19 protein-coding genes and 1 pseudogene are annotated in these 19,213 nt (G+C 59.4%); 12 read left to right on the forward strand and 8 right to left on the reverse strand.

All coding sequences use genetic code 11. The annotated features are described in order from the left end of the window. Position 1: 1 nt before the first annotated feature. The 4 genes from tusD to ACIQY3_RS07135 form a co-directional block, all read right to left on the reverse strand. On the reverse strand, positions 2-394 hold the full coding sequence (gene tusD / locus ACIQY3_RS07120; protein WP_201205314.1) for a sulfurtransferase complex subunit TusD: 393 nt from the start codon (positions 392-394) through the stop codon (positions 2-4). Positions 395-625: 231 nt separating this feature from the next. Beyond that, positions 626-1,330, reverse strand: coding sequence for a YoaK family protein (locus ACIQY3_RS07125; protein WP_403018158.1), 705 nt, complete (start codon positions 1,328-1,330; stop codon positions 626-628). Positions 1,331-1,365: 35 nt separating this feature from the next. Further along, entirely contained in the window at positions 1,366-1,695 is a 330-nt protein-coding gene (locus ACIQY3_RS07130; protein WP_054053622.1) for a DUF6388 family protein, read from the reverse strand. Positions 1,696-1,716: 21 nt separating this feature from the next. Further along, on the reverse strand, positions 1,717-1,962 hold the full coding sequence (locus tag ACIQY3_RS07135; RefSeq protein ID WP_403018159.1) for a hypothetical protein: 246 nt from the start codon (positions 1,960-1,962) through the stop codon (positions 1,717-1,719). Between the two features lie 149 nt (positions 1,963-2,111). On the opposite strand from ACIQY3_RS07135, the gene ACIQY3_RS07140 reads away from it, so the two are divergent. Then, positions 2,112-2,462 carry a hypothetical protein gene (locus ACIQY3_RS07140; RefSeq protein ID WP_403018160.1) on the forward strand — a complete coding sequence of 117 codons (351 nt, stop codon included), beginning with the start codon at positions 2,112-2,114 and terminating at the stop codon, positions 2,460-2,462. Between the two features lie 122 nt (positions 2,463-2,584). Here ACIQY3_RS07140 and ACIQY3_RS07145 read toward each other — a convergent pair whose 3' ends face one another. Further along, entirely contained in the window at positions 2,585-3,016 is a 432-nt protein-coding gene (locus tag ACIQY3_RS07145) for a GNAT family N-acetyltransferase (RefSeq protein ID WP_403018161.1), read from the reverse strand. 143 nt (positions 3,017-3,159) lie between these two features. Between ACIQY3_RS07145 and ACIQY3_RS07150 the strand changes: the two genes are divergently transcribed. The 4 genes and pseudogenes from ACIQY3_RS07150 (at position 3,160) to ACIQY3_RS07165 (ending at position 6,236) form a co-directional block, all read left to right on the forward strand. After that, the gene (locus tag ACIQY3_RS07150; protein WP_403018162.1) at positions 3,160-3,597 is read left to right on the forward strand and encodes a hemerythrin domain-containing protein; all 438 of its coding nucleotides are present in this window, start codon (positions 3,160-3,162) and stop codon (positions 3,595-3,597) included. Positions 3,598-3,819: 222 nt separating this feature from the next. Further along, positions 3,820-4,455: a lytic polysaccharide monooxygenase auxiliary activity family 9 protein gene (locus ACIQY3_RS07155; RefSeq protein ID WP_403018163.1), complete on the forward strand. Its 636-nt coding sequence runs from the start codon at positions 3,820-3,822 to the stop codon at positions 4,453-4,455. 42 nt (positions 4,456-4,497) lie between these two features. Beyond that, a pseudogene (locus ACIQY3_RS07160) lies at positions 4,498-5,499 on the forward strand (chitinase); the annotation flags it as partial. Between the two features lie 143 nt (positions 5,500-5,642). Further along, a complete protein-coding gene (locus tag ACIQY3_RS07165; protein ID WP_403018164.1) occupies positions 5,643-6,236 on the forward strand; it encodes an NUDIX domain-containing protein in 594 nt (197 codons plus the stop codon). Between the two features lie 34 nt (positions 6,237-6,270). Here ACIQY3_RS07165 and ACIQY3_RS07170 read toward each other — a convergent pair whose 3' ends face one another. Beyond that, entirely contained in the window at positions 6,271-6,786 is a 516-nt protein-coding gene (locus ACIQY3_RS07170) for a methylated-DNA--[protein]-cysteine S-methyltransferase (RefSeq protein WP_403018165.1), read from the reverse strand. 148 nt (positions 6,787-6,934) lie between these two features. Here ACIQY3_RS07170 and ggt point away from each other — a divergent pair, with 148 nt between their 5' ends. Next, positions 6,935-8,662 (forward strand): gamma-glutamyltransferase, encoded by a 1,728-nt coding sequence (ggt, locus tag ACIQY3_RS07175; protein ID WP_403018166.1) that lies wholly within the window; start codon positions 6,935-6,937, stop codon positions 8,660-8,662. Between the two features lie 97 nt (positions 8,663-8,759). On the opposite strand, the gene ACIQY3_RS07180 is transcribed toward ggt, so the two are convergent. Continuing rightward, positions 8,760-11,045: an Ice nucleation protein gene (locus tag ACIQY3_RS07180; RefSeq protein ID WP_403018167.1), complete on the reverse strand. Its 2,286-nt coding sequence runs from the start codon at positions 11,043-11,045 to the stop codon at positions 8,760-8,762. Positions 11,046-11,527: 482 nt separating this feature from the next. Here ACIQY3_RS07180 and ACIQY3_RS07185 point away from each other — a divergent pair, with 482 nt between their 5' ends. The 3 genes from ACIQY3_RS07185 (at position 11,528) to ACIQY3_RS07195 (ending at position 13,951) form a co-directional block, all read left to right on the forward strand. After that, the gene (locus ACIQY3_RS07185; protein WP_403018168.1) at positions 11,528-12,061 is read left to right on the forward strand and encodes a cysteine hydrolase family protein; all 534 of its coding nucleotides are present in this window, start codon (positions 11,528-11,530) and stop codon (positions 12,059-12,061) included. Positions 12,062-12,206: 145 nt separating this feature from the next. Continuing rightward, entirely contained in the window at positions 12,207-12,827 is a 621-nt protein-coding gene (locus ACIQY3_RS07190) for a flagellar biosynthesis protein (protein WP_403018169.1), read from the forward strand. Between the two features lie 113 nt (positions 12,828-12,940). Next, positions 12,941-13,951, forward strand: a complete 1,011-nt coding sequence (locus ACIQY3_RS07195; RefSeq protein ID WP_403018171.1) for a lysozyme inhibitor LprI family protein — start codon at positions 12,941-12,943, stop codon at positions 13,949-13,951. 75 nt (positions 13,952-14,026) lie between these two features. Here the strand turns inward: ACIQY3_RS07195 and ACIQY3_RS07200 are convergent, their stop codons facing one another. Then, positions 14,027-14,668: a TetR/AcrR family transcriptional regulator gene (locus ACIQY3_RS07200; protein WP_403018172.1), complete on the reverse strand. Its 642-nt coding sequence runs from the start codon at positions 14,666-14,668 to the stop codon at positions 14,027-14,029. A gap of 219 nt (positions 14,669-14,887) precedes the next feature. Between ACIQY3_RS07200 and ACIQY3_RS07205 the strand changes: the two genes are divergently transcribed. The 3 genes from ACIQY3_RS07205 to ACIQY3_RS07215 all read left to right on the forward strand — a co-directional run bounded on the left by ACIQY3_RS07205 (position 14,888) and on the right by ACIQY3_RS07215 (position 19,199). Then, positions 14,888-15,631: an SDR family oxidoreductase gene (locus tag ACIQY3_RS07205; protein ID WP_403018173.1), complete on the forward strand. Its 744-nt coding sequence runs from the start codon at positions 14,888-14,890 to the stop codon at positions 15,629-15,631. A 76-nt stretch (positions 15,632-15,707) separates the two neighbouring features. Beyond that, entirely contained in the window at positions 15,708-16,103 is a 396-nt protein-coding gene (locus tag ACIQY3_RS07210) for a cupin domain-containing protein (RefSeq protein ID WP_403018175.1), read from the forward strand. Between the two features lie 198 nt (positions 16,104-16,301). Beyond that, positions 16,302-19,199, forward strand: coding sequence for an EAL domain-containing protein (locus ACIQY3_RS07215; protein WP_403018177.1), 2,898 nt, complete (start codon positions 16,302-16,304; stop codon positions 19,197-19,199). The last annotated feature ends 14 nt before the right edge of the window (positions 19,200-19,213 follow it).

The raw sequence follows: 19,213 nt of genomic DNA on the forward strand, positions 1-19,213 counted from the left end.
GTCACGCGCCTCCGAAACAGATGAGGCGGTCGGCGTCTTGCACTGCGTCATGCAACTGACCGAGACCGGACAATTCCCATGGCGCACCGACGGCTACGGCTTCGCGCTGATAGCGCTTGGCTTCTTCCTCGTTCAACACGCCCCGACGCAGGGCGGCGGCGATGCACACCACGCCGTCCAGTTGATGCTCGGCGACAAAGGCGCGCCATTGTTTGGGCAAGTCCTGCTCGTCCTGGGGCGTGACCACGCTGCCGGAGGCGTTGTAGACACCGTCCTGATAGAAAAACAGCCGGACAATCTCATGCCCGCCGGCCAGCGCCGCCTGGGCGAACAGCAAGGCACGGCGCGAGGAGGGCGCATGGGCGGCGGAAAACAGCGCGATGGCGAACTTCATGACGGACTCGATCAGCAAAACTGCGGCCATGATAATGCTTTATCGGTGAGGCGGCGAAGGGCGTTTGCTCGTGGACCGAGGCTGACGGGTGAAACTGGCCGGCATGGACACCAACGGCCCAGTGTGGGAGCGGGCTTGCTCGCGAAGAGGGTGTGTCAGTCGCCATCATTGTTGCCTGACACACCGCATTCGCGAGCAAGCCCGCTCCCACAGTAGATCGGTGTCTGGCCATTAGCGCGGCATGTAACCCAACTGCCAGCGGCGCGGTATTTTCAGCGATAGCAACCCCACCACCCCGGCCAGCAACCCGCTGACAAACAACGCCTTGAGCCCCAGATGATGTTCCAGCACCGCACCCAGCACCGCGCCAGCGAACATGCCGCTCCAGGGAATCAACTGCACCCGCCAGCCATTTCGCCGTTCGCCCAGCATCCACCGCCCCAGCCCCCTGCCAAAGCGCGACAGGGCACCGGTGACGTAGGTCAGGCCGACGGGCAAGCCATTCACTTCTTCCACGGCGGCATTGAGCATGCCCATGCCGATGATTGCCGCGAGCAGCGCCGGCAGTTGTTCGTCATAAGGCCACGCGGCAGCGCCGCAGAGCAGGGTGGCGATGCACAACAGCAACGGCAGCGCCCGGCGTCCGCCGAGGCGGCTGACGACAATGCCCAGCGCATTACCGACGATGAAGGTCGCGACAAGAATCAACAGGCGCAGGGTCAGCCCCAGGTCGCCATCGCTGATCGCCACGGCGAGGCGGGTGGTGTTGCCGCTCATAAAGGACACGAAGTCGCCGCTGGCCATGAAGCCGATGGCGTCGGTCATGCCGGCGAGCACCGACAGCGTGGCCACCAGCGTCATGCCGATGCGTCCGCGCCATTTCTGGACATGCAGATGACCCGGGCTGGCCCGGTGAGTCGAGGCGGATGGCAGCATCGGCGTAAATCGTCCTCAGATAGTGACCGCAGTGGTCACTTACTCAAACCATATAACTCGCAATACTCCAGCCAGTCCATGCCGGCCATTTCCGCCACCTCCTTGTGCACTTCCATGCGCTGGGCCTGGTAGTCCTCGGCGGTGGCGGCGGTCAGTTGCAACGTCAGCTCCCAGGCAAACAGGTCCAGGCGCTCTGCCTCGGCTTCGAAGGCTTCGTGCAAGCGCTCGTCGCGGTACTGGGCCGGGGTTTCACCCTTGGCCTGGGCGAGCAGCGGGTTGAGGTTATCGAGTTCGTGGCGCAGTTCCGGGCGCTCATCGAGAAACTTTTTCAGTGCCTGCTCGTGTTGCTGTTCGGTGGCTGCCATGGTCGCTCCTTGCAGGTCAGATTACGTAGACTGCTTCTTGGCCTTGGCCGCGGCGGCCAGGCATTCGAGGGCGAACTGCTCGGGGTAGGTCATCTGGATCGGCGTGGTTTCGCCCTTGACGGTCCGCTCGCCGTCGAGGATGTAGCGAATCCGCTTGTCGGTGACGCCGATGCGCTTGGCGATCCAGGAAGGGGTCTGGCCGATCTGGCTGATCAGCTTGTCGGCGTATTCGGCGGTTGGTTTGTAAAATTCGGCGTTGGGTGTCATGTGGCTTTCCAGAAAAAGAGGTGATGCGCTGTTAATTGCGCGACAGGGTGCGCGAATCGTCACGCGGTGTCGCGGTATAAATGAAGTAAAGCAGAACGATACGCCGCGCCACGGTGATACAGTCCGCTTTTTCTTGAAGAGCGAACACGATGCGAATTCTGATGGTGGCGCTGGCCGCAACCCTGCTGGCGGGCTGCGCGGGCTCGGTGATGGACGACTCCCGCACCAAATCCCCGACCAAGGTCCTGAACTCGGACAAACCGGAAAAAGTCGTGGCCCAGTGCGTGCAATTCGCCTGGCAGGACGAAGCGGTATTTGGCGTGGACGCCGGGGCTTATCTGCAACCGGGCAAGAAGGGTGGTTCGACGGTGTACACCCGGTCGGCGGAAGTGTTTGTGGACTTGAGCAGCGATGCGTCCGGGACGCAGTTGAGTTTCTACTCGCAGCACGACGATTTTGTGACCAAGCGCCGGTTGGCGGCGTTGGCGACCTGCCTGTAACGGCTTGCGCATTCCCCCTGTGGGAGCGGGCTTGCTCGCGAAGGCGGTTTATCATTCAGCATTGATGTCGGCTGACACACCGCCTTCGCGAGCAAGCCCGCTCCCACAGGGGGATTTGTGTTTTAAAGGGTATGAATCAGGCGCTTTTGAAAGAAGTGCCGCGTATGCCCCGGCGGGTAATCAACAATCTGGCCGAACTCGCTGTAACCCAGCTTCTTGTAGAACTCCGGCGCCTGGAAACCAAAGGTGTCGAGCCAGATCCCCACGCATTCCTTCTCCTGCGCCAGTTCTTCGGCCATCTGCATCAGCTTCGTGCCCAGCCCCTGTCCCCGGCCTTGTTCCGGCACTGACAGCAACTCGATAAACAGCCATTGGTAAAACACCCGGCCATAGAGCCCGCCGAGAATCTCGCCGTTGTCGTCGCGCACCAGCAAGGCAACCGGTTCAGGCTTGGCGAGCCCCGCTTGCGCCGCGTTATAGATCCGCAACGGTGCAAGGATGGCCTCGCGCTCTTCGTTGGTAGGGTCTTGTGAGCGTTCGATACGCAATGTCATGGCGATGTCCCTATGGCAGTGACCCCGGAGATTATCTGGCTCGCCGACTTTGTTCCATCCCCGAACGCCGGTGGAACCGTCGCTTGCGCGCAGCTGTCTAGCCTCTAGAGCGTCAATTCAGAACGCGGCCATGAGGATAGCCAATGAACATTTTCGAAGCCTTGCGCGAAAGCCACGACCGCCAGCGCAGCTATGCTGATGCGTTGGTCAAGACCAGCGGTGATACCCCGGAACGGGTCGAAGCCTACAAACAGCTCAAAGCCGAACTACAGGCCCACGAAACCGCAGAAGAACGGCATTTCTACATCCCGCTGATGGAGTTCGACAACGGTGTCGACCTGAGCCGCCACGCCATCTCCGAACACCACGAGATGGATGAAATGATGGAGACCCTGGACGAAACCGAAATGTCGGATCCGACGTGGCTGGTGACGGCGAAAAAACTTTCCGAGAAGGTCCATCACCACCTGAAGGAAGAAGAACAGAAGTTCTTCCAGATGGCCGGCAAGTTGCTCAACGAAAAGCAGAAAGAGTCCCTCGCCGGCCAATATGAAAAGGAATACAAGGAACAACTTTCTTGAGGTGAGAATGGTTCCGATTGCTGCCTCGCACTGTAGGTCTTCGCCTATAGAAGCTGTAGGACTTGGCTCAAAGCACTGGTTGTATATCCAGTATTTACTGGCGATCGACCAGGCAGGCAGCATCGGCAACGAAAATCCGGTCGGTGGACAAAAAAAGCAGCTCCGTTAGGTTGAAGGCCTCTCCTCAGGAAGGAGAGTTCTTAAATCAATGGAGTGAAAAAGATGAACAAACCACAGACTCAACCCGAACTTCGACACGGTCGTGTCACATCCCCTTCCAGCCGCGGTGCGGTCGCTGTCGAACTGGGGTTGCTGGGCAACTGGCAGGTCAACGAAATGGAAGGCGGCAAGAACTTCCCATCCCTGGTTGCCGGCCCGTTCCCGGCGCCGTATCAAACCGACAGTGACAGCGTCACCCCTCCGGCCGATGGCTATATCCTCAGCGGCGGCAAGACCGATGCCCGTGACTGCATCAACTTCACCAACGAAGAGTTGAGCCAGAAACTCAGCCGTCCGTTCGCCTGGCCGCTGCTGAACGTCGACCCGGGCCAGACCTTCAAAGTCACCTGGGAATACACCGCGCCCCACGTCACCCGTGGTTATCGCTGGCTGATCACCAAGGATGGCTGGGATTCGAAGCAGCGCATCTCCCGCGCGCAACTGGAAGCCAAGCCATTCGCCGAGGATTTCTACACTCAGGTCCCGTACTACAGCCATTCCGCCGAGATGAAGGCCAAGGTCAACCACGAAGTGAAGTTGCCGGCCAACAAAAAAGGTCATCACGTGATCGTGCTGATGTGGATCGTCGCCAACACTGGCAACGCCTTCTATCAAGCGTTCGACGTGGACTTCAAGTAAGCCCCCGGCGTTAACCCTCCACACGTTCTGAAGGAATAGAACATGTCGAAATTCGACTTTACGTTATTGAAATCCACCGTCAGCGACGCCGCGTCGTTGATGCCGAGCATTGCTGGCAAAAAGATCCTCATGGGTTTCTGGCACAACTGGCCCGCCGGCCCGAGCGATGGTTACCAGCGCGGCCAGTTCGCCAATATCGCGCTGCAGGATGTGCCCAAGGATTACAACGTGGTGGCCGTGGCCTTCATGAAGGGCAACGGCATCCCGACCTTCAAACCGTACAACCTGTCCGACGCCGAATTCCGTCGCCAGGTCGGCGTGCTGAACAGCCAGGGCCGTGCGGTGCTGATTTCACTTGGTGGCGCCGATGCGCACATCGAGTTGCACAAAGGCAACGAACAGCCGCTGGCCAACGAAATAATCCGCCTGGTGGAAACCTACGGCTTCGATGGCCTGGACATCGATCTTGAACAGAGCGCGATTGATTTCGCCGACAACAAGACCGTCCTGCCTGCCGCGCTGAAACTGGTCAAGGACCATTACGCCGGTGAAGGTAAACACTTCATCATCAGCATGGCGCCGGAGTTTCCCTACCTGACCACCGCCGGCAAATACGTCGGCTACCTCCAGGCCCTGGAAGGTTATTACGACTTCATTGCCCCGCAGTATTACAACCAGGGCGGTGACGGAATCTGGGTCCAGGAAGCCAATAATGGCAACGGCGCGTGGATCGCCCAGAACAACGATGCGATGAAAGAGGACTTTCTGTTTTACCTGACCGAAAGTCTGGTGAGCGGCACTCGCGGCTTCACCAAGATCCCGGCGGACAAGTTCGTGATCGGCCTGCCGGCCAACGTCGATGCGGCGGCCACCGGTTACGTGATCAACCCGGCGGCGGTGGTGAATGCCTTCAAGCGCCTGGACGCCAAAGGGCTTTCGATCAAAGGCCTGATGACCTGGTCGGTGAACTGGGACAACGGCGTCAACAAGGACCACGTGCCGTATAACTGGGAGTTCAGTCGTCGCTACGGGCCGTTGATCAACGGCACGCGGCTGTCCTCCCACGAGGAAGCGCTCGCGGCGCCTGAAGTCGCCAGCCAAGTGTAAAAAAGAAGCCCGGCAGAGATGCCGGGCTTTTTGGTTTTCGCCTACCATGGGCTCTTCTGACGAAAAAAGGATGCGTTGTGATGGCGAATACAGCCGATCGGGTCAACATCATTGAGTCCCAAGTGTTGTCCCACGACTGGTACCTGTTGAAGAAAATCACCTTTGACTATCAGCGTAACAATGGCGATTGGCAGCGCCAGACCCGTGAGGTCTACGACCGTGGCAATGGCGCGGCGATTCTGCTGTTCAACCGCGAGAAAAGAACTGTGGTGCTGACACGCCAGTTTCGGCTGCCGGTGTTCGTCAACGGTCATGATGGTTTGCTGATTGAAGTGGCAGCGGGATTGCTGGAGGGGGCCGATCCCGAAGAACGCATCCGCGCTGAGGCCGAAGAAGAAACCGGCTATCGCGTGCACCATGTGCAAAAAATCTTTGAGTCCTACATGAGCCCCGGCTCGGTCACCGAAAAACTGCACTTCTTCATCGCCGAATACGACGCCGCGTCGAAAGTCAGTGCTGGCGGCGGTCTGGAAGAAGAGACCGAAGAGATGGAAGTGCTGGAGTGGAAGTTCGACGAGGCACTTGAGGCGTTTTATCGCGGGGAGATCTGCGATGCGAAGACGATTATGTTGCTGCAGTATGCGGCGATGAAAAACCTCTTCGCCGTTACCTGAGAGAGCTGGGCTTTTGTGGCGAGGGTGAATCAGTTCAAAACAAATCACCCGTCCGGTTGGTCCCCGACCACTCGCAACCCTCCAGCGTCAACAACCGTTCCTTCGCCTCAAGCCCTCCCGCAAACCCGGTCAACTTCCCCGACGCCCCGATCACCCGATGGCACGGCGCCACAATCGAGATCGGGTTCTTGCCATTCGCCGCACCCACCGCCCTGACTGCGCTGGGATTGCCGATCTGTTCGGCAATCTGGCTGTAACTGCGGGTCTCGCCAAACGGAATGGTCAGCAGCGCCTGCCAGACCCTTTTCTGAAAGTCGGTCCCGGCAAAATCCAGCTCCAGGTCGAAGCGGTTTCGCGTGCCGGCAAAGTATTCCTGCAACTGTTGAGCGGCGCGCAGCAGGATCGGATTGTCCGGCGCTTCAGTCATCGGCCCGAGGCGTACCCGGTTCGGTTTGTCGTTTTCCCAGAGGATGGCCGCCAGTCTTGAACCGTTCGCGACCAGCTTCAACTCGCCGACCGGGGAGGCCATGGTGGTGAAGGTGTAACTCATGCCCGCGAACTCCGAAAACGGCTGAATAGAGCGCAAGCATACTGCCTGATCGGGGAGGCGCAATACGTAATCCCAGCCATACTGGCTACTGCTCTTGAAGCGTTCCCTCTGTTATTGCAGAGCCTAAAAACAAAAAAGAGACCGAATCATGAAGTTCGAACCTTTTGCCAAATCGCTGATTGCGACCTCATTGGCGCTCAGTTGCCTCAGTGCCTACGCAGCTTCCGTGGCCCCGGTCGCGGCCGAAAACGGCATGGTGGTCACGGCCCAGCATCTGGCCACTCATGTGGGCGTGGATGAGCTGAAGAACGGCGGCAACGCGGTGGATGCCGCGGTGGCGGTCGCCTATGCGCTGGCGGTGGTCTATCCCGCGGCGGGCAACCTGGGCGGCGGCGGTTTCATGACCATTCAACTGGCGGACGGGCGCAAGACCTTCCTAGATTTCCGCGAAAAAGCCCCGTTGGCCGCTACCGCCAACATGTACCTGGACAAGGACGGCAACGTCGTTCCTGACCTGAGTACCCGTGGCCACCTGGCCGTTGGCGTGCCGGGCACCGTATCCGGCATGGAACTGGCCCTGAGCAAATATGGCACCAAGCCGCGCAAGGAAGTCATCGCCCCGGCAATCAAACTGGCGGAAGACGGTTTTGCGCTGGAGCAGGGTGATGTTGATCTGCTGGAGTACGCCACCGATGTCTTCAAAAAAGACATGCGCGACTCCGGCTCGATTTTCCTGAGCAACGGCGAGCCGATGCAGGTCGGCCAGAAACTGGTGCAAAAAGACCTCGCGAAGACCTTGCGGGAAATTTCCGAGAAGGGCGCCGACGGTTTCTATAAAGGTTGGGTGGCCGATGCCATCGTTACCTCCAGCCAGGCCAACAAAGGCATCATCACCCAGGCCGATCTCGACAAGTACAAGACCCGCGAACTGGCCCCGGTGGAATGCGATTACCGTGGCTATCACGTGGTCTCGGCGCCACCGCCAAGCTCCGGCGGGGTGGTGATCTGCGAGATCATGAACATCCTCGACGGCTACCCGATGAAAGATCTGGGCTACCACTCGGCCCAGGGCATGCACTATCAGATCGAAGCGATGCGCCACGCCTATGTGGACCGCAACAGCTACCTCGGCGACCCGGATTTCGTGAAGAACCCGATCGCTCACCTGCTGGACAAAAACTACGCGACCACGCTGCGCACCGCGATTCAACCGCAGAAGGCGGGGGTGTCCCGGGAGATCAAACCCGGCGTAGCGCCCCATGAGGGCAGCAACACCACGCACTTCTCCATTGTCGATAAGTGGGGCAACGCGGTGTCGATGACTTACACCCTCAATGACTGGTTTGGCGCTGGCGTCATGGCGAGCAAAACCGGGGTGATCCTCAACGACGAAATGGACGATTTCACCTCGAAAATCGGCGTGCCGAACATGTACGGTCTGGTGCAAGGGGAGGCCAACGCCATCGCGCCCGGCAAGGCACCGCTGTCGTCCATGAGCCCGACTATCGTGACCAAGGATGGCAAAGTGGTGATGGTGGTCGGCACGCCGGGTGGCAGCCGCATCATTACCGCAACCTTGCTGACCATCCTCAACGTGATCGACTACGGCATGAACATCCAGGAAGCCGTGGATGCACCGCGTTTCCACCAGCAGTGGCTGCCGGAAGAAACCAACCTGGAGACCTTCACCACCAGCCCGGACACAGTGAAGCTGCTCGAAAGTTGGGGGCATAAGTTTGCCGGGCCGCAGGATGCCAACCATGTGGCGGCGATTCTGGTCGGCGCGCCTGCGCTGGGCGGCAAACCGGTGGGCAAGAACCGCTATTACGGGGCGAATGATCCGCGCCGCAATACCGGGTTATCGCTGGGTTATTGAGCCGCACGCTCCAGGGCCACCTTCAACCGAGGGTGGCCCTTGTGTAGCAGCTGCCTCGCGCTGCTCGACAGCTGCTACAGCACTACGGAGTTCGAGGTTATTCGTCGGGTTTGGCGACGATGTTATCTGCCTCATCCACCTGATACGGCACATGCGCTTCCACGCCGTCCTTGCCGGTGTGCGCCACGACATTTTTGTAGCGCTTGCCGTTCCAGCATCGGAAGATCAGCGTCGAGTTGTCGCCGCCGGTCAGCGTCGAACCCAGGCTGCCAATCAACTTGCTGCGGGCACCGCCCACCAGAATGCAGTTCTTGCCCGCTGTCAAAACGCTTTTGTCGCCGCCCATCAACGTACAGTCATCCCCTGCCGTCAGCTTGCTGCGATCACCCGCCGTGAGGTGACTGTTGCTGCCCGCCAGCAGTTTGCTGCGGTCGCCGGCGATTTGCGTGGTGTCCTTGCCCGCGATCAATTTGCTGCGATCACCTGCGGTCTGCACGCTGCCAGCACCAGCAATGAGCGTGCTGCGATAACCGGCGGTTTGTGAACTGTCCTTGCCGGCGATCAACATGCTTTTGTGCCCGGCAATCTGCGTGCTGTCGGGGCCGGCGATCAGTGAGCTTTGATGACTGGCGATCTGGTTGCTGCCGTAGCCTGCGGTCAACGTGCTTTCGTACCCGGCGGTTTGCGAGCTGCCATAGCCGGCAGTCAATACGCTGCGCAATCCGCTGATCAGCGTGCTGCCGTATCCCGCCGTAAGGAAACTGCGGATGCCGCTGGTCAGGCTGCTGCCGTAACCGGCGATCAACGAACTGTCCTGGCCGGCGGTTTCGGTGCTGCCATAACCGGCGGTGAGGGTGCTGTTGTGTTGGGCGGTCAGGGTGCTGCCGTAGCCGGCGATCAATGTACTGTCGTAGCCGGCGGTTTCGGTGCTGCCGTAACCGGCGGTGAGGGAACTGCTGTCCTGAGCGGTGAGGGTGCTGCCGTAACCCGCTGTCAACGTGCTGTCATAGCCGGCGGTTTGTGTGCTGCCATAGCCAGCAATCAACGAACTTTCGTAGCCGGCGGTTTCGGTACTGCCGTAGCCGGCGGTGAGGGTGGAGTTGTCCTGAGCGGTGAGGGTGCTGCCATAGCCCGCCGTCAACGTACTGTCGAAACCGGCGGTTTGCGTGCTGCCATAACCGGCGATCAGCGAACTGTTGAAGCCCGCCGTCGCGGTACTGCCATAGCCGGCCGTGAGGACGCTGTTTTCTCGAGCGGTCTGGGTGCTGCCATAACCGGCGGTGAGGGTACTTTTGAAACCGGCGGTCTCGGTGCTGCCGTAGCCAGCCGTGAGTGAACTGTGTTCCCGAGCGGTGAGGGTGCTGCCGTAGCCTGCCGTCAATGTGCTGTCGTGACCGGCGGTTTGCGTGCTGCCGTAGCCGGCGATCAGCGAGCTTTCATGCCCGGCGGTTTCCGTCGTGCCATAACCGGCCGTGAGGGAACTGCCGTCCTGGGCGGTGAGGGTGCTGCCATACCCGGCTGTCAGGCTGCTGTCATAACCGGCGGTTTGCGTACTGCCATAACCGGCGATCAATGAACTGTCGCCGCCGGAGGTTTCCGTGCTGCCGTATCCAGCCGTGAGGGAACTGCTTTCCTGGGCGGTCTGGGAACTGCCGTAACCTGCGGTCAGCGTACTTTTCTGGCCAGCGATCTGCGTGCTGCCATACCCGGCGATCAACGCACTGTCATTCCCGGCCATTTCCGTACTGCCATAGCCTGCGGTCAGTGAGCTGCTGTCAGCGGCGGTCAAGGTGCTGCCGTAACCGGCAATCAGTGAACTCTGGCTGCCCGCCGTTTCCGTGCTGCCATAGCCCGCCAGTAAATAACTGTGATGCCCTCCCGTCAGGGTGCTGCCATATACAGCGGTTTCAAACTTTTGTGAGGCGTCGATTTTGGCGCCAATACGAGAAGGACTGTAACCTTGGTCTCGTCGGCTTTCGAATTCACGGTTGGATATTTTATTGGGGGAATCAAGTGCTGTGTCGGCAGGTGTAATATTTGAGCTTTGATAGTGTGCTATATGTTCTGCGATGTAATCGATCGAACTTTCTTGTGTGCCGGTATGCACAACTTCCGCTTCCGGAAATTTGATCAGGCCGTCTTCTTCAAGTTTGAGGATGTGCTCAGTATGAACTTCACAGACAATCCATTTGGCATCGGTCCGCAAACTTAACTGGGCAGAGGAGCCTTCGCCCCACAACAGGCCGATCAGGCCATTTTCGAGCGTCTTGCCGGGCTTCCAGTGTTTGCACACCACCAGGCCGGCTTCCGGCCAGACCTGGCCGGCATGGTCCGACATGTCATTGGCGCAAGTGCGCAAGACCAGGACTTTGTTGTCATTCATATCAAGTGTACTCAATGGATATAACGGTATCAGCGGGATTGAGGAACATAAGTGTCCATCAAGTTCAAAAGAACGATCAGGCAATTACTCACACGTCACTGGCTGAAGTCCATTAATAACCAGCGGCAAGCCGCAGGCCTGTTGTTGAACAGGTCGCGGTCCTGGCGAAACTTCTCGATATCGATGATTTACCCTAAAGCAAACTACCAGTGTTGACTACACTTATTGCTGTTGTTATGTGAATGATATTGCCGGTTACAATAGAGCAACAAATTATTGTCATGGTTAATATGGTTTAATGCTTTTTTAATTCAAATTAGCGGCGTTGGGGCCGCAGTCACGCTCTCTGAAAACTCTGGCAGGAAGCAGTTCTATCAGGGAGCGATTTACGGCATTATCGATTGCACGCGATCACGCTCGGCCCACCCAAGGGGCTGGTTGCGTACCCCTTAATCTGATGGACTACTTTAAGGCCCTCCGCCATGACTACCGCACTGCTGATCATCGACGTCCAACAAGCCCTGTGCACCGGCGAGTACGAATGCTTTGAGATCAAGCGCGTCATCGAAAACATCAATGGCCTGAGTGCCAAGGCCAGGGAAGCCGGGCGCACGGTGGTCCTGATCCAGCACGAAGAAAAGGGTGACCTGCTGCAACACGGTTCCAAGGGCTGGCAACTGGCCGACAGCCTGGAGACGTCATCCCAAGACTTGCGCGTGCGTAAAACCACCCGGGATTCGTTCTACCAGACCCACCTGCAAGCATTGCTGCAAGACCAGGGCACCGATCGCCTGATCATCTGCGGCCTGCAAACCGACTATTGCGTCAACGCCACCGTGCGCCAGGCCCTGAACCTGGGCTACGACGTGGTCCTGGCCGCCGACGCGCATTCCACCGTCGACAACGGCAACGTCGCGGCCCAGGACATCATCGCCGAACACAACGCCGACCTGGCCCACTTGACCGGGCCTGTGGCGCGTATCGACGTCCTGCCGACCGCTGACATTCGCGTTTAAGCCGCGTCAGCTTTCAGCCAGAAAAACACCTGTGGCGACTCATGATTGTCGCCTCGCGGCCGATCTTTAGTGATCGCGCAGGTGCGCGAAACCCGCCTGTTTTCCAGAATCGAATAGTGGACTGATCACAATGACCGGAGTCGTCATGAAACACCTCAAACTCGCCTGCCTGTTACTGGCAACCACTGCGCTGTTTGGCTGCGCAACCAGCCGTTCGGTGGTGGACATCAATACGCCGCCCGCCGCGAATGGCAATGGCCAGAAAGTCGTTATCAGCGTGTTGGACGAACGCCGTTTCGAACTCAAGCCTGAACTCCCCGAGATCCCGTCCCTCAAGGAAGGCGAAATCAACGATAAATCCATCACCGAACGCGCCATCGCCCGTAAACGCAACGGCTACGGCAAAGGCCTGGGCGACGTGTTGTTGCCAGAAGGCACCAAGCTCAGCGACCTGATCGCCAAAAGCATCGCCGCCGCTTACGGACAGGCGGGTTATCGGGTGGTGCCGAGCAGCGAAAAAACCGTCGATACCCAAGCGGTGACCGTGCATGTCATCGAATTCTGGTCGTGGATGTCCCCAGGCTTCCTGACAGTGGGCGTGAACAACAAAGTGCACCTGAAGGTGGATACCGGCACCTCGAAGCCAATGGTCGAAATCTTCGGTCAGAATCGCGAAGGCGTTCAGGCCGTGACCGACAACGACTGGAAGGAAAGCACCGAACAGGCGCTGAAAACCGTCACTGACACCATGGCCAAGAATCTGTAAGCCATGCTGTAAGCAAAACGGGCGCCGGTGAAGCGCCCGTTTTTATTCGAGTCTAAAAATACCCCTGAGAGCACCGATATCCCGGTTCGCCTGAAGAATGGAATCTGTCCCGTATGCCCCTAACGTTCTCTCGCTTTATCGCCATAGCTGCCTTTGTGTTGATGTCCGATGTTGCCCACGCCAGCAGCTTCGACTGCACCAGCGCCGCCAGCCCCAGCGAAAAAGCCATTTGTGCCGACCCTTACACCTCAAGTCTCGATCAAAAACTGGGTGAACTGTGGAGCGCCACGCTGCCGAAAGTCGTCGATCCCAAGGCGCTCAAGTCGGACCAGCGTCAGTGGCTGAAACAGCGCAATCAGTGCTCGGATAACCTCAGTTGTTTGCGTACGAAGTACCAGATGCGCATCACCGAACTCGGCCACATGGCCACGCCGTTCTCGTGGGACGCCACGTGGCAAATGATTCCGTGGGGCGTGTCGATCGGTGGTGAATTGAAAACCAAGCGCAAGGATTCGACTCACATCACGTTCGACGTCTTGGGTGCGAGTGGCGCCAACATGGGCAATCTGGACGGTATCGCCACGATCAAGGGCACGACGGCGCGTGCCGACGACGCGTGTGGGCTGACCTTCACCGCCATGAACGGTGTGCTCGATGTTACGCAGGAAGGCACTGATAGTGATTGCGGAGCCGGTATGGGTGTCTTTTATTCCGGGCGATACGTGGCTTCTGAACAGTCTTTGGCATTGGAAAACGATTTGCTCAGCGTAGGGCTGGTCCGTACGCAGCAGGAAGACGACGTATTGCGCACGTTGCTCAAGGATGATTACCAGACGTTGGTAGACAGCAGCAGCTCGCGCACCATCGGCGATGCATCCAGCGACGTACCGGGTGCCGATATCGATGAGATGTGGGTGCGCGGACTGGCCAACACCAACGCCGCCATCCTCATGCACAAAGCCGATGCCCGATTCTGGCTGGTGCTGCTCGTAACCGATCAGCAGAGCAACACCCGAGCCCGCTACTACACCAACGTCCCTAGCTGGAAAGGGCGGCTACCCGATTCGTTAAAACGTTGGCATGAAGAACGAGCGGCAAACACACCGCTGGACCTGATGCCTTAAACCAGTGGCGGGTGGCTCACCTGTGGCGAGGGGGCTTGCCCCCGTTGGGCTGCGCAGCAGCCCCCCCAAAAAAACTCAAGTAGCAAACAACAACCCCCCAATCGCCCCAACCCGCTCCGGCACCACACCCCCCAACACCAACCGGGTAATCGTCGCCGCCGCATTCTGATAATCCCCATCCTCCGGCACTTGCCGCCCGGTGATATGCGCCATCTGCCAGCCCAGGTTGGTATAGGTGCGCGTCGCCGACCAGATGAACAACATCAAGTGCTCCGGGTCCACCGGCGCCAGCAACCCGCGCTCGATCCAGCTGCGCAGGCAGTCGACGTTGCGCTGCGCCTCGGCATACAACAAATCCCGACACTCCCCAGGCAACTGCCGTCCCCCCAGTAGCAACTCGCCGCTGAACACCTTGGCGATATGCGGATGCTCCCGCGCGATGCGGATCCGCGCCGTGATGTAGGCCTGCAAACCCACCACCGGATCATCGCTCTCGCGCAGCACCGCCGACGCTTCCAGCAATGGCTCGACAAACCCGAGCAGCACCTTGGCGTAGAGGTTTTCCTTACTCTGGAAGTAGTAATACAGATTCGCCTTCGGCACCCCCGCACGCGCCGCGATGTCCCGGGTCTGGGTGGCGTCGAAGCCTTTGGCGGCAAATTCTTCGCTGGCGGCGGCCAGGATCAAGTGCTGATTGCGTTGGCGAATGCTGGTCATGGGGCAGGAACAAGGGAGGAGGGCATGGGGGCGTCTTGAAAAATTGGTTTCGTAATATACAAAACTATACAGCGAATGAGCCAGACGCGAATCGTCGGATTGCACAGGCGGTTGCCCAAATCAAAGGGGCGGCCCGGCATTCGTGTCCTAAACTGAATGGGGCTTCGGCCCTGCATAGTCAATCGCCGACAGATGCACCATCCAACTGGAGGCATTCCCATGAAAATTGTCGTCATCGGCGGAACTGGCCTGATTGGCACCCAGCTCTGCAATAACCTTCGCCAGCGCGGACACGATGTCCTCGCCGGCTCACCCAGCACCGGCATCAACGCCCTGACCGGCGAAGGCCTCGAAGCGGCGCTGGCCGGCGCCGAAGTGGTGGTCGACGTCGCAAACTCGCCATCCTTTGAAGACGCCGCCGTGCTGGACTTCTTCGAAACGTCCGGTCGCAACCTGTTCGCCACCGAGAAAGCGGCCGGGGTGAAACACCACGTCGCCCTGTCCGTCGTCGGTACGGAACGCATGCTCGATAGCGGCTACTTCCGCGCCAAAATGGCCCAGGAAAAACTGATCAAGGCCTCGGGCATTCCCTACTCGATCCTGCGGGCCACGCAATTCTTCGAGTTCATCGGTGCCATCGCCCAATCCGGCGAGCAGGGCAACAGCACTCGCTTGCCTGCGGCGGACCTGCAACCGATCGCTTCGGCCGACGTTGCGGCGGCACTGGCCGACATCGCCGAGCAGCCGCCCACGAACCAGACGCAAGAAGTGGCCGGGCCTGATCGATTGCCGATCGCCTCGTTCGTCAAAACCTACCTGAAACACAACGATGATCCGCGAGAGGTGATTTCAGACGCCGAGGCCACCTACTTCGGCGCGCCCATCGACGACCGGTCACTGACCCCCGGCGCCCATCCGATCATCGGCGCAACGCACTTCGATGCATGGCTGAAGAACACTTAGCGAATAAACGGCTGGCGATTCCACGTACCGGATCGCCACCCCTCTGCGCTTAGCCCTCCCAGATGAGGAAACCCTCATGCACCTCCATCCTCTTTTAGCCTTGTTGCCGCTGGTGTGCACCGGACTGGTAATGGCTGCTCCCGAGCCCCCCGTCGTCAAACCCGTAATGGAACAGGCACTTGCCGACTACCCCGGAAAAGAAGTGCTGATGATCACCGTCGAGTACCCGCCCGGCGGCGCCGATCCGGTGCATCGTCACGATGCGCATGGCTTCATTTATGTCCTCGAAGGTTCCATCGTCATGGGCGTGAAGGGCGGCAAGGAGGTCACGTTGATGCCGGGACAGAGCTTCCATGAAGGGCCGGACGACGTGCACACCGTGGGACGCAATGCCAGCCAGGACAAGCCCGCGAAGTTTTTGGTGTTTCTGTTGAAGGAGAAGGGCAAGCCGGCGGTGATCCCGGTTGAGTGATTGAAAGTGCGGCCGATAAAGGGATTGAAGCCTGCCAAATTCGCGGCGGGCACCGTGTCGATGGATCCGTCGCCTGGTTGGCATAAAGCGAATAAAACGATTGATAAAAATTCCCATAAGCTTTAAACGAGAAGATCGCTGGTACATCGCTAGTGTTCAATAAGAAAGTATCGCCAATTATTGGCTCAGGGAGCGCTGATGAGTGTTCGTCCATTGACCGACGCCCCGCGGCAATCGAACGATTGCGACGTTGTCGCATCACAACATAAAGGGAACGTGGATACGGTCGGCATGGCTTACGCTGGCAATGGGGACACCATCGAACACTTGCTGGATTCAGCGCGCAACTGGGCGCATACCACGTCGTGGGTGGTTTATCGCGCCGGTGAACAAATGCATCTGGTCGGGCAGGGCGACCCTCGGGTGCAGTGGCCGTCAAGCGTTGCGAATGAAGATTTTGAAGCCTTTTGCCTGACCTGGAAGTTGCACCGCTGGCCGACCGGTCAAGGCGAAAGTGTGCTGGGTTGGCTGCTTGCGCCCGTCGACGATGCCAAGGAACCGGCCCTCGCCGAATTTGCCCGGCGCCTGGGCATTCAGGTCCAGACCAATACCCTGGCCCGCGCGCAGATTACCCAGCGTGTGTTGTATGAAATCACCTACCTGGCCAGTTCGACCCGCGACCGCTCGGTGTTTCTGGTGGGGGTTCACCAACTGCTGGCCAGCCTGATCGATGCCGAGAACTTCTATCTCGCGTTGTATGACCCGCACACCGGCAAGATGGATTATCCGTATTACGTCGACATCATCGATGTGGAAGCCCTGGAGTCCGAGAACTACGAATACCTTGACCCTTCGCACCTGTCGTTGACCGCCTACGTGTTGACCACGGGGCAGCCGTTGCTGATCGACTCCGCCGGCATTCTCGCGGCTCAGGCCGAGGGCCGGTTCTACTGCGTGGGTGATCGTCCCGAGTTCTGGATGGGCGCACCGTTGAAGAATGCCTCGGATGACGTGTTTGGCATGCTGGCGATGCAGGTCTACGACGTGTCCCGAACCTACAGCGCTGAAGACCGCGCGCTGTTCCTGGTGGTGGCCCGCCACGTAGCGATGGCGCTGGACCGAATCCTGCACCGGGCCGATCTGGAAGAAACGGTGATGCGTCGCACCCTGGAGCTTTCGGCACTCAATGACGCCTTGCGCCAGGAAGTGGCTGACCGTGAGCGCGCCGAACATCTGCAAAGTGCGCTGTTCCAGATTGCGGAACTGTCGAGCCAGCCCGGCGACATGGCGGAGTTGTTTAAAACCCTGCATGGCATCGTCGGTGATCTGCTGTTCGCGCAGAACTTCTACATTGCGCTGTTCGACGACGCGACCACGGAAGTGACCTTTCCGTATTACGTGGATGAGCGGCAGACGGTTCGCCCGGTGGCACGGCGTGGCAGCCGTGGCTTGACCGAGTACGTGATCCGTCAGCGTCGGGCGTGCCTGATCGATTCCGACGAGGCCGATCGACTGACCGAGCACGGTGAAATCGAACCCGCCGATCTGTATTACCGATCTTATTCCTGGTTGGGCATCCCGTTGTTCGATGGCGATGTGGTGCGTGGCGTACTCGCGGTGCAAAGCTATACCTCGCAGGTGCGCTACACCCTGCGCGACCAGGAACTGCTGACGTTTGTGTCGCGGCACATCGACACCGCGTTGTCGCGCCGCACCGCCGCCGAAGCGATCCATGCGGCCAACCTCAAGCTCGAAGCCCGGGTGCAGAACCGCACCCGCGAACTCGATCACGCCAACGCCAAGTTGCAACACGAAAACTCCCACGATGCGTTGACCGGGCTACCGAATCGCACCTACCTGCAACAGCGCCTCAATCAGGCCTGGTCGCAGTTTGGCAGCGACGGCGGGCACCTGGCGGTGATGTTCATCGACCTCGACCGTTTCAAAATGGTCAACGACAGCCTCGGCCATCATTTTGGCGACCTGCTGTTGATGCAGGCCGCCCAACGTCTGCGCGGTTGCCTGCGCGACACCGACATGCTGGCGCGTCTGGGCGGTGATGAGTTTTCCGTACTCGCACCCGAAGCGCCGCTGGAGGTGGTGATCGAAATCGCAGAGCGGATTTTGGTGGCGTTTGACCTGCCGTTTGTCATCAATGGCCATCAGGTTTTTTCGTCCTGCAGTATCGGCATTGTCAGCGCCGACAATCAGTTCCATCACGAGCCCGCCGATTTGCTGCGCGACGCCGATGCGGCGATGTACCGGGTCAAGAGCGCCGGGCGCGACAGCTACGCGGTGTTCAACCAGGAAGTGCGCCGCGAAGTCTCGGACCAGGTCGAGCGGGAAGGGGCCTTGCGCAACGCGCTCAAGCGCACCGACGAACTGCTGCCGTATTTCCAGCCGATTGTCAGCGTCGAAACCGGCGAACTGCTGGCCCTCGAAGCGCTGATCCGTTGGCAGCAACCGGGCGGCCGGGTGATCGCGCCGGGCGAGTTTCTACCGGATGTCGAGGGTTTGCGCCTGATCGGTCGCCTGGACCTCTACATGCTGACCAGCATCGCCGTGATCCTCGCCCAACCCGAACACGGGAATTGGCCGCCGGTGCACGTCAATTGCTCGAGCTACAGCATGACCCGCCCGGACTTCGCCAGTGACGTGCTTGCCCTGCTGGCGCGGCACGGGGTCGAGCCGTCGCGGATCTGCCTGGAGTTGACCGAAGGTGCGCTGGTGGCGGAGCCGGCGATTGCCCGGCTGACCATGCAGCAATTGGCCGACAACGGCATGTCGGTGGTGCTCGATGACTTTGGCGCCGGGTTCTCCTCCCTGAGCTATGTGCACCAGTACCGTTTCAGCGGCTTGAAGATCGACAAGTCGTTCATCCTCGAACTGACCGCCAGTGCCCGCAGCCGCGCGATCGTGCGGGCGATTGTGCGCATGGCCGAATCCCTGGACCTGAGTGTGGTGGCAGAAGGTGTCGAGGACGAAGCGACCCTGGACTTGCTGCGGGAAATGGGCGCGGGGCAGGCCCAAGGTTATTACTTTGCCAAACCGATGGGGTTGGCGGCGTTGTTGGAGAGTTCGTTGATCGGTCGCTAGGGGTTACCCGCTCA

Source organism: Pseudomonas sp. NPDC096950 (assembly GCF_044762525.1).
Taxonomy (GTDB): Bacteria; Pseudomonadota; Gammaproteobacteria; order Pseudomonadales; family Pseudomonadaceae; genus Aquipseudomonas.